Source organism: Clostridium sp. CAG:265, from assembly GCF_000436575.1.
GTDB lineage: Bacteria > Bacillota > Clostridia > Clostridiales > Clostridiaceae > Clostridium > Clostridium lentum.
Genome location: NZ_FR886603.1, coordinates 1 through 14,367, shown reverse-complemented (window position 1 = coordinate 14,367; position 14,367 = coordinate 1). Strand labels below are relative to the sequence as shown.

The following is a 14,367-nucleotide window of genomic DNA, read 5'->3' as shown; positions in this document are numbered from 1 at the left end:
CCCTATGCTATTTTTTCATACGAAACTTTACACTATCAATTTGAGCTAATATCTTTAACTCATTTTTAGTAATCTTGTACTTTTACGTCTTTAACAACTTGTCCACCTAATAGTAACATGAATATTTAAATTTTATAATAGTGAATTAATAGAAAACATCTTATATATATCCCTTAAATAATATATTTTCTTTATATTCCTTAAAATAACTTTTATTTTATAATTATCTTCAAATACAAAAAATCCACTAGAATTAACTTAATTCTAGCGGATCTTATATTGAAGTTTTTCTGCCCCGTTCACACCTGCAAAAATTGTATAAGTTTGCATCTTATTTACCTATTACCTTTGCTTGTTCTCTTTGTTTAATTATTTATCTATTTATTTTATACTTTAACTTTACCACTTCAGATGATGATTCTAAAAATATATCTAAATAAATAATTTCTGAGTGACAAAATTTAATTATATCTGATTCTGCTATATCTCTTTTATAATAATCATGAGTAAATCTATTTCTAAGTATTATACATTTGATTAAAAATTCACATAAATAATCATCCATTAACCCTTCTCTAGTTGCTGATTTAATTAAGTCAACACCACTTAATCTTGGATTATATCTATCATTTATAACCAAATAAGTTTCGCATATATCAATTATATATTCAGTAAAATCAGAAAAATATCCTGTCATTCCTCTTGCTATAATCTCATTTGGATCTAAACAATATAACTGAACAGCTTTTCTTATTTTAATTAAAAATTCATGTGCACTATTAAATTTTTCACTTAGACGTTCTTTTTTATATCTATAATATACCATATTTTGATTCCCAATCCTCTCTAACTAACTTAATTAAGTTTTCATTTACTCTATTAAACTTACTTATATACATTAAGTAATCATAATGTAAATCAATGTTAAAGATTAATTTATCTTTATAATCTATATAAATATCAGCAAATACTGTATCAAAACTATTAAGTCCAATAAAGGTAAAGTGTATATCATCATAATTAAAGTATTTTTGTAACACTTCCCTATATTTATTTTCTATTTCAAATTCAACATTAAAGTCATTTTTCTTTATTAAGGCTAAAATATCAATATCACTTTTTCCCTCAAACCAATATTTAGTATTATAACTTCCAAATAAAGTTAAAGATATTAAATTTTCATTATCATTTGTTATCTTTAAATTAGATAATAACTTTTCCATTTTTCACCTCATAAAATATTGACTTTAGTTAAGTATATCAAAGCTTTCTACCATTTTCAAATAAATGATATTTCTTATATATACTTAAACACTATAGTCATATTACTTAGTTTCTTATTAATCCTAAGCTTATACCTAAAATTCTTACCTTCTATAAATATTAAAGTCATTATTTGCCACAATAATACTGTGCCACCAGAATTCAATAATGATGTAAGTAAAGATTCACCTTTATAAGTTTTAATAATATACCAACAAGACAAAAGAATTGCTGCAGTAATCATATAATATCCAATTCTTATTACACCCATAATACTTAACTTTTTTCTCGCTCCAAAAACTCCTTATATGAATTTATTATACCTACCTTTGACATCTCCTCTTTATTTTTGTCTCTAACTTCTAATGGCATATTTATCTCTAATTCAACATTAATATGGTTTAATTTATATGGTAGTCTAAAAATATATTCTTGAATCCATCCATCTAAATCTTCATTAATACATCTATACTCAACATCTCTATAGTCAAATTCTCTAAATAACCCTTCATAATAATCAACTTTAATTGGTATTGTACATTTAATTTTTTCCTTTAGATTATCATTCATAATTTTTCTCCTAACTTTTTATACTTTAATTTTATACTTTCCTAAGCGTTAAAAAAACAACCTTAAAGCTATGGTGTTATTGCCACAAGAAACCACGGAACACATATAGCACTGTTTTTTGTAGATGGGAAATATCATAGACAAGGAATTGGTAAAAAATTATTTAAAACTGTACTGGATAATACTATTTTTATGCTATAATGTTCCTTATGTTAATGTAAGAGGAGTTGTTTAGATGGGTAGAAGATTTCAAGTTTACTATGTTTATAATGGAAATGATAAAATTATGAAAACTGGCTTTCATCTACAGGTATGTTGTGGAGATGATACTATTTGTTTACTAGAACAAGTTTTACTTTTTACTAAAAAATATTCAGAATATCCAGATTTAAATGTATTTCTTAATTCTAAAAGTAATTATAATAATAAAAGCGATATACTATTAGAAAATATAACTGGAGCGATACATCGAACTGGAGTATTTCTCTTTGCTAAAAAATTAACTGATGATATTTGTGATGATCCACTAACCGCTGATAACGATGAAGGAATTTTTATCGTTGATTTAAGAAGTACTAAACCACGATATTGCTTAATGAATTATAACTTTCAAATTGTTACTCCAAATGAGTATTTCAAAATATATGAAGATGAATATTACCCAGAAGATAATATTATTAAAGAAATTCCAAATATTATAAATAATATAAATACCTTTGATACTATTCCATTAAAAGAAATCCAATATTTATTTCCTACGCTTATTAAAAGATAGGTATATTTTCTTGTTTCTTTATATGTTAAAAGTGCATGTAACTAATCCCGTACGCACATACACTTTTAATATATATTTTTATTTTTCTTTTATTAGCTTACCTTCATTAAACTCTAATAAGATTTCTCTATCTAATTCTATTCCTTTATTAAACATTAAGTCATTTTCTTCACCTATTTCATACTGAAGGCTTACTTGTCCACTATAAGGAATTTTCAAGTTTATATTTTCATATGTAACATATTTTCCTTTTCTTATAAAAATTTCACCAATTTACTCTGTCATTTTTCAATTCATTTCATTCTTTATTTCTAACCATTAATCATGTAACTAAGTTTCTAATAATTCCTCATAAAATTCTCTTCTACTTTTGTATCCATTAAAAGTACTTACTGCCATTTCAAATTCCTTTTTACTCCAAGCTTTATCTTTATCTATTTTTCTACGCATCTTCTTCATCCTGTTCTTAAATGGATTTTCAATGCTCTGTACATATTTAACTGTATTCCCCTCAGAAAGTAAAACAAAATAAATATTATCTGTAAAATTAAGCCCAAGAAGATTTCTTCTGTCTGTTTGATTACATATATTAATCCATTGACCATAAATACTCTCATAATTGTCATCAAATATAACTAACATTAAATATAATGTAACTCTTCCTATTGTAAAATACCGCACTTCATACTGTATACATTTATTATTACTTAACTCATTTATCTTTACATTTTTTTCTTTAATAAAGAAGTGAGCTTGTTCTAATTTTTCATTTGGGTTTACTAATAACATTTCTCCAAACTTAATAAATTCCAATTCATCATATTTTTCACCTATTGCTATCATTCTTTCAATCCTCCATACTTTGTTTTATTACCTTTATACATATTTATTTTAAAAGTAAGTAAAACATCAACATAATTATTGTATAATAAATTATAAATCTTGTTGTATTACAAAAGCAAATAATTTTGATGTCTTATTATGTACTCATTTGAAGGATAAAAAGTTTAATGGTAAAAAAAATCTTTGCTATACTTTTTTTATTGAAGATGCTTATGGTCGTAAAAATTATGATTTGGAAACCTTACACTGGCTTCTAGCGTATAATGGCTATTAAAGTTATGGTCTATGTAAAAACTCCTATTATACAGCAACCTGTATAATAGGAGTTTACTTATTTTTTATCTAGTAAAAAACTCTCATAATTATATTTTTTCTATTTTACATTTATGTTCTTTAAGTTTTGAATCATAACATATAGCTACTGCTAGTACTTCATTATTTTCATTTTTAAATTTTTGCACATATTCTTTTTCTTTAATTTGTTTTAGTGCTATATCTACACTTTCATCTTCCTTGAGTTTTCTATAATTCTTGATACTTCTCCAAAAGATCATCCTTAAGAGCCTTTTCAAATTCTTTCATTAGCTCTCTATTAGGAATCCTCAAATATCCATCATGGTAAGATAAAAAACCTAAAATAATCATTGCAGAGTAAATTTCTTCTTTAGTTCTTGGTTCTCTCTGACCTGCTCTAAATTCTTCATCTATAAATATATCTACTTCTTCACCTGATACCATTTCAATAACATCTTCTCTAATTTCTAAAGTATTATACTTTAAATAATCAGTGACCTCATCCATAGCTCCTGTGTTTGTCCAGTAACTTTCACAATATCCATTTTCAAGCGCTTTTATTACTGAACGTGGATTATATATTTTTTTTCCTTTAGTAGTTAAATACCCATTATACCAACTTTCTAGATCGGAAAATTTAATTTCATCATTTTTCTCACACAAAGCTAATACTTCTTCATTTGTAAAGCCAAAATACTCATCATATATTCTATCTTTTAGAAAAGTATACTCATCAAACATATTTAATGCTGACCCACTTGAATATTTCTTAATAGGTAGTACTCCTGTCATATATGCAAGTGCAACATAAGGTTGATCCTTTAACAACTGTCTTATAAATTCTAAAAAGTCATTTTGATTATTTTCAAAAAGATTGTTAGTAAAAATATAATCCCACTCATCAAAAATAAAAATAAACTTATCATTTGTAGCATTTAACATATGGTTTATTGTAAAATACTCACTTGGATCAATCTGTGGATACTTATCACTTATATCCTTTATTAAATTTGCTTTAATCATTCCTATATAATCATCATATGTATTACCCTTATGGGATACTTGATTAAATGAAATACTTAGCACATTATATTTATTTAAATGCTCTTTGTAACTTTTATCTTTACTTATTTTTAACTTATCAAATATATTATGTGAATCTACTGCCTTTGAGTAGTACGCTCCTAGCATATCTGCAACTGATGATTTACCAAATCTTCTTGGCCTTGTTATACAAACATACTTACTCTTAGTTGAAACTTTACTATTAAGGGATTTTATTATCTCTGATTTATCTACAAAATAATATTCTCGAGCAAGTTCACTATAATTCTCAAAAGGTGCCTTTGTATTTAAATATATAGCCATACTTTCCCCCTAAAACAATTAATAGTTTTAGCTCTTTTCCCAGCTATGGCTTTCTCAGAATACTTTTTGTAAAATTCGTCTCTCTTATTATTTTCATAGTTTATAATTACTTCTTCATTTAATCCAAGTACGTTTCCCAACTCTTTTTGCGTTAAATTTCTAGCAATTCTTACTTCTCTAATCTTTTCTCCTATGCTAATCATTTTATTAACTTTCCTCCGGCCTTAATAATACACCTATTAATTATCGTAATACTTGTATATTTTTTATACACTTTTATAACTTTATTTTTATATCTAAGCAATATTTAATTATAATCAATAAACTTATTTATTACATTAATAATAAAAGCCATAATAAGCTCCTTTTTAAAAAGTAAACTTATTATAGCTCTTTAATTAAATACTATTTTTCATCTAAATATAAATCCCATATTTTTAAATTAACATCTGTCTTACCATGGGCAAAAATGCTTATGTTACTACTATCTTTAGCTGTAAAGATTCTTGCTGTAAATACTTCTTCTCCATCATTAACAAATACCTCTATTGATGATGTATCAACAAAGATTTGTAATTTTAAATTTTTACCTTCATATGGACATTTTCTTTCTCTACCATACTCTACTGCAAAATCTTTTCCTGAATGACTTCTATCTAAAACTAATTTCTTTTCTTCTAAATCATAGTAAAATACTGTTTCTTCTTTTATACCTTGTCTTAATTTAAGACCAACTCTCTTACCTGCGATATTTTCAAAACTACATTCCAATTCATATACATTTCCCTTAAAATCTTCTATGGTAGTTTCCTCATTATTTAAAGCATATGACATAACTCTTTCATTTTTTCTTAAACTTGCAAGCTCTCTTACCGGCTTCTGTAATAGTTTATCACCTTTTAAACTTAACTCTCTTGGAATAGTTAAACAATGTGCCCATCCATTTTCATCTGTAGGGTATGCTATTTCAGGTAATCCCATCCAACCAACTAATATATATCTTCCATCTGGTGCTTTTGTAGTTTGTGGAGCATAAAAATCAAATCCTCTATCTAATTCTCTAAATTCTCCATGATTAAACTCTAGGTTTTCAAAATCGATTTTATTTCCAATTAAATAACCTGATTGGAAAATATTTTTGTATTTATCACCATTAGCTTCTAACCCTTGTGGTGAAAATATAAGAACACCTTTATCATCAATTTTTATGTAATCAGGACATTCCCACATAAATCCATTCCCAAAGAAGTTTGTTTTTATTTCACCTTTATAATTCCAATTTATCAAATCACCTGATTCATATACTGCTATAGTCCCAAGATTTCCTTCTTTTCTTTCAGCTCCTATTACAAAATAATATTTATCATTTTCTTTAAATACTTTAGGATCTCTAAAGTTATCAGTATATATTTCTGGCAGTTCTTCCACAATAGCTTTAGGATGCTTAGTTATTTTTCCTTCTGCATCCATAATTGCTAAACACTGATACGGATGTCTTTCCCACTTATCATTTCTTGTATTTCCTGTATAAAATAAATATAATTTATCATTTTCAGCTAAGCCACTACCAGAAAATGCTCCATGACTTTCAAAATATTCACTAGGAATAATACCAACACCACAATCATTCCAATGTACTAAATCTTTTGATGAAACATGATACCAGTGTTTAATTCCATGTACAGGTCCTAAAGGGAACCATTGATAAAATAAATGATATTCTCCATTAAAATATGCAAAACCATTAGGATCATTTAGTAATCCTGTTGTAGGTTGAATATGAAATTTTTGTCTATATGGGCAACCATCTACCTTTTCTTTTAATACTGCCATTTCCTCATCACTTGCTTCTAATATTGTTCTATAACGTTCTTCTCTTGTCCACTCTTTCATTAAAATTTCTCTCCTTATTATATAAACTATTAATCTAATAAACTGAAATCATTAAGCCAAAAATAGAAGGTATTAGATTATGCTCTAATTCCTCCTATTTATATCTTCATAACATTATGCTACTTCTAAATTTTCTTTCTTTGCTGTAGTCTTAGCTAAAATAATAGTAGATACCACTGCTACCCCCATAGAAATAGCCATACCTATAATATAATTTATCATTGAATCTGGTCTTATTGATATTATACCTGGTAAACCTGCAGCTCCTGGAGCTAATGCTAATACTTTAGTTAACATTATATATGCACTTGAAACTCCTGAACCTATCATTGCTCCGTAGAATGGATAGCGTAATTTTAAGTTAACTCCAAATATAGCTGGTTCAGTGATTCCTAATAAAGCTGAAATACCTGATGCTGATGCTATACCTTTCATTTTATTATCCTTTTTAAGAATAAGAAGTACTGATAAAGCTGCTGCACCTTGTGCTACATTTGACATTGCTGCAACTGGGAAAATAAATGATCCACCTGTTGTTGCTATATCTGCTAATAATTGAGTTTCAACAGCTGTAAAGCTATGATGCATACCTGTTATAACTATTGGTGCATAGAAGAATCCAAATATAGCTCCTCCTATTGGTCCTAATGTATTAATTAAACCTATTAATCCTGCTGTAATTCCATCACCAGCTAATCTCATTACTGGTCCTATTGCTACAAATGTTAATAATCCTGTAATAAATACTGTAAATAATGGTGTTAAAAGATTATCTAAAACTGATGGTATTATTTTATGTAATGTCTTTTCAACTTTTGCTAATACAAAAGATGATGCTAAAACTGGTAGTACTGTTCCTTGATATCCTACTTTAAGAATAGAGAAACCTAATATATTCCAATATGGTACAGTTCCTTCAATAACTGCTGATGGATAACTGTAACCATTTAATAAATCACCATGAATCATTAAAGCACCTATACAAGCTCCTAAATATGGATTACCACCAAACGCCTTAGTAGCTGAAAATCCTAAAAATATTGGTAAGAATGCAAATCCTGTATTGGCAAATGTATTAATCATTTCTGCTAAATCTTTAAATTGTGGGTGAGCTTCAATTAAAGATTGTCCTTCTACAAATAACCCTTGAGAAGTTAAAATATTATTTATACCCATCAATAATCCTGCAGCCACAAGAATCGGAAGTACTGGTACAAAAACATCTGCTAAAGATTTAATTAATCTTTGAACAGGATTTAGCTTTTTATCAGCTTCTTTCTTTAATTCTTCCTTACTTCCTTCAGCTATATCTGCTATTTTAATTAGTTCTTTATAAACTTCATTAACAACACCAGAGCCTAAGATTATTTGGAATTGTCCTGAAGTATTGAAATTACCTTTTACTGCTGGCATTTCTTCAATGGCCTTAATGTTAATTTTTTTATCATCTTTAAGAACTAATCTTAATCTTGTGGCACAATGTGCAGCACTGATGATATTTTCTTTTCCACCTACATACTCTAATATTTCTTTACTTATTTGATTATAATTTTTACTCATGTCCATCTCCCTTATATGACAAAAGATTTTTTAGTAATAATTTCATTTACTTGAAACGTTTCATTTTTGCTACATTTAAATATTAATACGTTTTCATCATATAGTCAAGTATTTTTTAAGAAAAATTTCCTAAGCAAAATTCTAACTTAGGAAATCTATTTCTTAATATTTATTTAGTTGTATATCCTTTTATAAAATTTATTGGAAGAATTACCTTCTTTTCTAATGGTTTGTCTTCAATTATATTTATTAATGCTTCCACTGATTTTTTAGCCATCAGCTCAACGGGTTGCCTAATGGTAGATATTTTAAATTCATCTTGGCTAAATGATCTACTTCCATCAAAACCAATAACTTGAACATCTTTTGGTACATTAACATTTATATTTTCTAACCTTTTAATAAAATCCAATGCATGTCTATCAGTTACTGCAAAAACTCCATCTATTTTTATCTTTTCTTTAAAATTTTCTTCAATAAATTCATCTAGTAAAATTTCAAACTCACTGGCACTTCCTAGTAATTCACATATACTATAATTAATATTATTTTCTGTGCAATAGCTTATAAATCCTTCTTTTCTTTTTCTTGTGGCATTATCTATTTTCGATCCACGACCTATATAAGCTATATTTTTACAACCAGCTTCAATAAGCTTTTCTGCTGCTAATTTTCCACCTTGAAAGTTATCACTGGAAATATACGTTATATCCTTAGAGAAATATCTATCTATACTTACAAATGGTATTTTTTCTGAAACATATTCATCTATATTACTATAGGTTATTGCAATAATCCCATCCATCTTATTTTGTTTAGCCATAGATATATATTCTATTTCACTTTGCTGATTTTTTTCAGAATTACATAAAATCATCTTCATGCCTACTTCTCTTAGGCATTTCTCAATATTATAAGCTAATTCGCTGAAAAAAGGATGCCAAATTGTTGGTAAAATTACAGCTACAGTATTAGTTTTATTAATTTTTAAACCCCTAGCATAAACATTAGGCTCATACTTTAATTTTTTTATAGCCTCTTCTACTAAAACCTTTGTTTCTGGTTTAACTGGTATATTGTTAATAACCTTAGAAACTGTACCTACTGCTACCCCTGCTTCTTTTGCAACATCTTTCATTGTGGCCATATTTACATACTCCCTTGTCTATCGTTTTATTACCAATTTTAATTATATTAATAAATAAAAAATCAGTAAATGCAATTTACACATTTACTGATTTTTTTAATTTTAGCCTAAGATTTTCTATGGTATCAATACTAAACTACTTTCTCTCTAATTGAGTAGCTTATATTTATTCTGCTATATACCTTATATAAGTAATAACCTAAAAGTCCACTAATGGTATTACAAAGTAAATCCATGGTATCAAAGGATATACTTAAATTGGCAACTAAATATGACAAAACAACCTGGCTACATTCAATAAATAAAGATATTGCAAAGGCCATTGCTATAATTTGATTTATTTTAAAAGTAACATCCCTAAAATGATAGCAAATAAAAAATATAAATGAAGATAATAAAATTAAATTACCACCTACATTGGTAATTACCTCACTTATACCACCAATCCTATAAATACTGATAGTACTTTCCCAAGGTATTAAGTGAATTTTAGCTAATTTCCTTATGACGTTTTTACCCAAGGCTAAAGGTATTGGAAAATATACCACTGCAGCTAAAATAGTGATATATAAGCTAAAAATTAAATGCATAACCTTTTCTTTAATCTTATGGTCAAACTCTCTATATATTATTAATTTAACTAGCACTTTTAAATTTAAAATAGTACTATCTATCTTAGATTGAAACTTCATCATTTCATTTAAATACCCTTGCTTCACTGTAATTTTTATGCTTTCATCATATATTAGTCCAAATACCAATGAAATATGACCTACTCTATTATCTACTGCTGTCTTTTTTAAACTTCTTTTAATTTTATCTTTTCAATATTGCTATCATATTTTTCAACATATTCATTAAAAACTCTCTTTGCTTTTTCCTTATTTATTTTCATATTTTATTAATCCCCTCTTATTTCTTGTCACTCTTTTATTACTAATTATACCATTATATCCTTAAAAAAGTTTTTACTTATAAAAGCTAAGCCCACCTAAATTAGATAAGCTTAGCTTTTTTTAATTATCTATGGCATTTCTATAGCCTATATAAGTGGCATAGAAATATCCTCCATATACTATAACAAATATTAATGCAGTTATCAGTGATGATATTAATATGTCGTAGTTTCCAAAGTTCTGCAAATATTCTTCAACTATATTTATACCTACTATTGAATGTATGATAGCCAGTGATAACGGCATTATGAAAAATGTTAATACTTCCACTAATATACTCTTATTAATTTGTCTTCTGGAAGCTCCTATTTTTCTTAATACTTCATAACGTTCCATGGAATCATTACATTGAGCCAACTGCTGAATAGCTAATACTACTGCACTGGAAAGTAAAAATACTATTCCTATATAAATTGCTACAAAAAGTATTATTGTTGACATTCCTACATTAGAATCATAAGCTATTTCTCTACTCATAGCTAACAACTTAATGTCATCACCTATGACTCCTGGCTCTATGGTCATGTATCCTTCTAATATTTTAGCTACTTCTTCTTTCTTCCGCTCCTTACCTTCACCTACATAATTAATATTAATATATTCACTATCAGCAGTTAAATTGTTGCAGAAATCATCTGGCACAATAAAAGAAAATATATTATTGCTAGCTCCTGTTGTACCTAATGAATCATCTAGCACCTTCTTTTCCTTTATATCATATGCTTTTCCATCAATAATAATTTGATTATTTTCCTTAAAGAATCTTTCAATGGTTGGAATCATGCTTTCTAAATTAGAAGCTAGATAAATTTCATCATTATTTAACTGTAGTTCTTTTTCACCTAAAAACTTTCTATTTTTGTTAAAATCTGTCACCGATATAACTTGTGCTTTTTCAAAAACTGGATTAAATTTAATAAGTTCAGAGCCAGTGTCTGTGTACTTACCTAGTAAATCTTTAATACTAAAATCTATCATATAAGTATTCATTGTTATATATTCAGTATTTTCATCTAAAATAATATGATATTTAGCTAAAGCCTCTTCTATTGGAATATTACTTTCTTCATTATCTTTATTTAATGAACAAGATAAATCATAAGGAGTAAACTTCTTAGTAATTTCTTCAAAAGATTTTTTCATACTCAAACCAGTGGTTAATATTCCTATGGTTACAAATAACATTAAACAAATTACTGCCATGGATATAAAATTAGTGTTAAACTTATTTGTTATTTGTCTTATGGTAAATGTATTTAAATTATTATAATATAAATTATCACTTTTCTTTAGTATTAGAAGTAATACTGATGATGCACCAAAGAAAAACCCTAATGTGCCTATTATTCCTAAGAAAATTGAAGTTAAGAATCTATAATCATTAAAATCAAGATTAGTAACTGATGCTAAATAATATGCTACTACCAGGATAACTATTGATGCTATAAGAATTGTAAAGGATAATCCTGCACTTCTTACAGTGATTTTTTCACTTTTTCTTGATGAATTTATTAAATCTATTAACTTATACTTTGAAATTACTAAAGTATTAAAGATTATAACTAGATGTTCTTCTTAAAAGTGATGAAATTCTCGCTAAAAGCACTGCTGTATTATATGGCTTGGTTACAAAATCATCGGCACCTAAATTTATACTCATAATTTCATCCATATATTCCAAGAAAACTTATTAGTTCTGCTTTCATTTCTCTGTTATCTTCAATTATCATTATATTTTTCACACCATCACCTCTTTACCTGTATATTATACCTTTTTATTTAATTATTTCCACAAACTTTATGCTACAAACCTTTTTAAATTAAAAAATAAGTACCTATCTTCAAAGGTACTTATTTGATATGTCATATTTATTCTTTTAATTCAAATCTTTTATGAATCTTCCATGTGTTATCCTGCCACTTATATATGGAAATATTATTTAATAAAACATTATAATTACAATTGAATTGATTGATCCATTGCCACATTTCATCAAATACGAAAGAAACTTTTTTAGATGAAACTGTTACGTGAAATATTGCATTTTCACCTTCATGGCTTCCAAAGCTTATATAATTTACTTCTTTTATGGCCTTTACAAAACCTTTATGAAAATCTCTCATTCCCTTATTTTCAATAACATTCATATAAATAACTCTATTATCAAAATGTTCAAACCCCTTAATTTCATAAGGTATTGCTTTTTTGTCTTTAATATATTTTTCTATTGCCTCTTCTAATACTTCTATAGGCTCTTCTGTTTCAAAAGGTGCTTTTAAGGTAATATGTGCAGGTAACTTTGATGATTTAACCTTAAACTTTTCAAATGCTTCAGCACTAAGTTTTTTATTAAAAACTCCTGCTTCTCCATCTGCCACTGTCACAACAACATATCTCATACTCTATCTCCTTTTATTTTACTATTGACTAATAAAGTAGTTTACTTTATTATCTTTTCAAATTATATAATAATTAAAAAGAAAGTCTACACCTTTTGATGTAAACTTTTCTTTTATACTTATATTATTGTATTTTTGTATTTTTTAATTCTTCCAATCTATTTTGTAAATTAGAAGATTCACTTTCTAAATTACTAATATTCTTTTTTAAATTTTCTATTTGCGATTCTAAACTTGATTTCTCTGATTCTTTCTTATATACTTGTGCTTCTACGCTCTCTAAAGAAAATTTCATATTTTCTACCTCTTTTGAATTATCCCTTTTTCCAAAGTCTAAAAACATAAAACCTATAAGAAAAGTAATAATACAAAGTAATATACTCTTATTTCTGTAAGAGCTCATTTTATTTTCCTTTTTAAAATTATTTTCCATTGTATTTCCCCCTAATAACACTTAGAACATGGGTCTAAGCCTCTTGCTTCAGCACTTTCTCTTGTAACTTGTGAAACATATTTTGAATTCCCACAATTTCCATGACTATGGTATTTTGAACCTGTTTTTGTTATCCAAACCATAGATCCTATATTATCTTCATTTACCGTTGCCACATATCCCTTTGATGAACTTGCATAATTTTGACTAGCTGCTAGCCTTTCCGCTTCTTCTCTGGCAGCTTGTTCAGCTGCTATTCTGGCTGCTTCTTCCTTAGCTGCTTGTTCTGCTGCTAGTCTTTCTCTTTCAGCCTTAGCTTTTTCTTCAGATGCTATTCTACTTTCTTCTGTGGCTATCTGAGTTTTTAAAGAACTTACTGTAGTAGTTAATGTTGTATGCTTGGTAGTTAATTCATCTTTAGTTGCAGTAAGCTTATGGATATGTTCTTCAAGCTCATTATATTCATTGTTACATTGGTTAACTTGCTCTGAAATTGCTGCAATTGTTTTAATATTATTATTATGTTCTTCTTTAGAAATATTTTTTGTTGTACCAACACTTATCCCTAAAATTAAAGATAAAGCAGCTGCAATAGTCCTTTTCTTATTTTCCTTAACTGCTGTAACTATTTTTTCTTTAATAGTTACTAGCTTATTACTATCTTTTTCATTGTTCATTTATTCATCCCCCTATGACTTTATCTATAAGATTATAACAAATTATCTCAGGAAATTGTGTCAAAATTTGTATATTTCTTTGGTATTTTGTGGTAATATTTTTTTTATTTTTTAATTATATATTTTTCAGTTCACGTTTTTTATCTATAAAAAAGTGGCTTTCGCCACGCTCCCTTCGGGAATTTAAT

General features: G+C 27.0%; 17 protein-coding genes and 2 pseudogenes. 2 read left to right on the top strand and 17 right to left on the bottom strand.

The features are described 5' to 3' along the window. Positions 1-373 precede the first annotated feature (373 nt). From Q5O29_RS04425 to Q5O29_RS04410, 4 genes are all read right to left on the bottom strand, one after another. On the bottom strand, positions 374-826 hold the full coding sequence (locus tag Q5O29_RS04425) for a hypothetical protein (RefSeq protein WP_022211793.1): 453 nt from the start codon (positions 824-826) through the stop codon (positions 374-376). Beyond that, positions 813-1,223, bottom strand: a complete 411-nt coding sequence (locus Q5O29_RS04420) for a nucleotidyltransferase domain-containing protein (protein ID WP_022211792.1) — start codon at positions 1,221-1,223, stop codon at positions 813-815. Before Q5O29_RS04420 ends, Q5O29_RS04425 begins: the two co-directional genes overlap by 14 nt. Before the next feature lie 74 nt (positions 1,224-1,297). Beyond that, positions 1,298-1,534 carry a hypothetical protein gene (locus Q5O29_RS04415; protein WP_302631747.1) on the bottom strand — a complete coding sequence of 79 codons (237 nt, stop codon included), beginning with the start codon at positions 1,532-1,534 and terminating at the stop codon, positions 1,298-1,300. 5 nt (positions 1,535-1,539) lie between these two features. Continuing rightward, complete coding sequence (locus tag Q5O29_RS04410; RefSeq protein WP_022211790.1) at positions 1,540-1,833, bottom strand: hypothetical protein; 294 nt, start codon at positions 1,831-1,833, stop codon at positions 1,540-1,542. A 78-nt stretch (positions 1,834-1,911) separates the two neighbouring features. Here Q5O29_RS04410 and Q5O29_RS04405 point away from each other — a divergent pair, with 78 nt between their 5' ends. Together Q5O29_RS04405 and Q5O29_RS04400 are read left to right on the top strand one after the other, a co-directional pair. Beyond that, the gene (locus Q5O29_RS04405) at positions 1,912-2,034 is read left to right on the top strand and encodes a GNAT family N-acetyltransferase (protein ID WP_302630807.1); all 123 of its coding nucleotides are present in this window, start codon (positions 1,912-1,914) and stop codon (positions 2,032-2,034) included. Between the two features lie 34 nt (positions 2,035-2,068). Beyond that, the gene (locus Q5O29_RS04400) at positions 2,069-2,608 is read left to right on the top strand and encodes a hypothetical protein (RefSeq protein WP_022211789.1); all 540 of its coding nucleotides are present in this window, start codon (positions 2,069-2,071) and stop codon (positions 2,606-2,608) included. 78 nt (positions 2,609-2,686) lie between these two features. On the opposite strand, the gene Q5O29_RS04395 is transcribed toward Q5O29_RS04400, so the two are convergent. The 13 genes and pseudogenes from Q5O29_RS04395 to Q5O29_RS04330 all read right to left on the bottom strand — a co-directional run bounded on the left by Q5O29_RS04395 (position 2,687) and on the right by Q5O29_RS04330 (position 14,179). Further along, entirely contained in the window at positions 2,687-2,827 is a 141-nt protein-coding gene (locus Q5O29_RS04395) for a hypothetical protein (protein WP_302631745.1), read from the bottom strand. Between the two features lie 111 nt (positions 2,828-2,938). After that, positions 2,939-3,451 carry a hypothetical protein gene (locus tag Q5O29_RS04390; RefSeq protein ID WP_022211788.1) on the bottom strand — a complete coding sequence of 171 codons (513 nt, stop codon included), beginning with the start codon at positions 3,449-3,451 and terminating at the stop codon, positions 2,939-2,941. Between the two features lie 362 nt (positions 3,452-3,813). Beyond that, positions 3,814-5,113, bottom strand: a pseudogene (locus tag Q5O29_RS04380) (AAA family ATPase). Beyond that, complete coding sequence (locus Q5O29_RS04375; protein ID WP_022211785.1) at positions 5,098-5,316, bottom strand: helix-turn-helix domain-containing protein; 219 nt, start codon at positions 5,314-5,316, stop codon at positions 5,098-5,100. Before Q5O29_RS04375 ends, Q5O29_RS04380 begins: the two are co-directional and overlap by 16 nt. 202 nt (positions 5,317-5,518) lie before the next feature. Continuing rightward, entirely contained in the window at positions 5,519-7,006 is a 1,488-nt protein-coding gene (locus tag Q5O29_RS04370) for a sucrose-6-phosphate hydrolase (protein ID WP_022211784.1), read from the bottom strand. A 114-nt stretch (positions 7,007-7,120) separates the two neighbouring features. After that, positions 7,121-8,566: a sucrose-specific PTS transporter subunit IIBC gene (locus tag Q5O29_RS04365; RefSeq protein ID WP_022211783.1), complete on the bottom strand. Its 1,446-nt coding sequence runs from the start codon at positions 8,564-8,566 to the stop codon at positions 7,121-7,123. 169 nt (positions 8,567-8,735) lie between these two features. Continuing rightward, on the bottom strand, positions 8,736-9,713 hold the full coding sequence (locus Q5O29_RS04360) for a LacI family DNA-binding transcriptional regulator (RefSeq protein WP_022211782.1): 978 nt from the start codon (positions 9,711-9,713) through the stop codon (positions 8,736-8,738). Positions 9,714-9,844: 131 nt separating this feature from the next. Further along, entirely contained in the window at positions 9,845-10,474 is a 630-nt protein-coding gene (locus Q5O29_RS04355) for a VanZ family protein (RefSeq protein WP_022211781.1), read from the bottom strand. Positions 10,475-10,729: 255 nt separating this feature from the next. After that, positions 10,730-11,854, bottom strand: a complete 1,125-nt coding sequence (locus tag Q5O29_RS04350) for an ABC transporter permease (protein WP_302631739.1) — start codon at positions 11,852-11,854, stop codon at positions 10,730-10,732. A gap of 376 nt (positions 11,855-12,230) precedes the next feature. Then, a pseudogene (locus tag Q5O29_RS04345) lies at positions 12,231-12,341 on the bottom strand (DNA-binding response regulator); the annotation flags it as partial. A gap of 197 nt (positions 12,342-12,538) precedes the next feature. Further along, positions 12,539-13,069, bottom strand: a complete 531-nt coding sequence (locus tag Q5O29_RS04340; protein ID WP_022211777.1) for a 2'-5' RNA ligase family protein — start codon at positions 13,067-13,069, stop codon at positions 12,539-12,541. 124 nt (positions 13,070-13,193) lie between these two features. After that, entirely contained in the window at positions 13,194-13,502 is a 309-nt protein-coding gene (locus tag Q5O29_RS04335; RefSeq protein WP_022166746.1) for a DUF4094 domain-containing protein, read from the bottom strand. A gap of 11 nt (positions 13,503-13,513) precedes the next feature. Then, on the bottom strand, positions 13,514-14,179 hold the full coding sequence (locus Q5O29_RS04330; protein WP_022211776.1) for a hypothetical protein: 666 nt from the start codon (positions 14,177-14,179) through the stop codon (positions 13,514-13,516). Between the last annotated feature and the right edge of the window lie 188 nt (positions 14,180-14,367).

Coding starts and splice junctions, on each gene's coding strand:
- Q5O29_RS04415 (WP_302631747.1), bottom strand. CDS start 1,534: ATGGGTGTAATAAGAATTGGATATTATATGATTACTGCAGCAATTCTT.
- Q5O29_RS04365 (WP_022211783.1), bottom strand. CDS start 8,566: ATGAGTAAAAATTATAATCAAATAAGTAAAGAAATATTAGAGTATGTA.
- Q5O29_RS04420 (WP_022211792.1), bottom strand. CDS start 1,223: ATGGAAAAGTTATTATCTAATTTAAAGATAACAAATGATAATGAAAAT.
- Q5O29_RS04340 (WP_022211777.1), bottom strand. CDS start 13,069: ATGAGATATGTTGTTGTGACAGTGGCAGATGGAGAAGCAGGAGTTTTT.
- Q5O29_RS04360 (WP_022211782.1), bottom strand. CDS start 9,713: ATGGCCACAATGAAAGATGTTGCAAAAGAAGCAGGGGTAGCAGTAGGT.
- Q5O29_RS04335 (WP_022166746.1), bottom strand. CDS start 13,502: ATGGAAAATAATTTTAAAAAGGAAAATAAAATGAGCTCTTACAGAAAT.
- Q5O29_RS04350 (WP_302631739.1), bottom strand. CDS start 11,854: ATGTTATTTGTAACCATAGGAATATTAACCACTGGTTTGAGTATGAAA.
- Q5O29_RS04375 (WP_022211785.1), bottom strand. CDS start 5,316: ATGATTAGCATAGGAGAAAAGATTAGAGAAGTAAGAATTGCTAGAAAT.
- Q5O29_RS04400 (WP_022211789.1), top strand. CDS start 2,069: ATGGGTAGAAGATTTCAAGTTTACTATGTTTATAATGGAAATGATAAA.
- Q5O29_RS04390 (WP_022211788.1), bottom strand. CDS start 3,451: ATGATAGCAATAGGTGAAAAATATGATGAATTGGAATTTATTAAGTTT.
- Q5O29_RS04410 (WP_022211790.1), bottom strand. CDS start 1,833: ATGAATGATAATCTAAAGGAAAAAATTAAATGTACAATACCAATTAAA.
- Q5O29_RS04330 (WP_022211776.1), bottom strand. CDS start 14,179: ATGAACAATGAAAAAGATAGTAATAAGCTAGTAACTATTAAAGAAAAA.
- Q5O29_RS04370 (WP_022211784.1), bottom strand. CDS start 7,006: ATGAAAGAGTGGACAAGAGAAGAACGTTATAGAACAATATTAGAAGCA.
- Q5O29_RS04425 (WP_022211793.1), bottom strand. CDS start 826: ATGGTATATTATAGATATAAAAAAGAACGTCTAAGTGAAAAATTTAAT.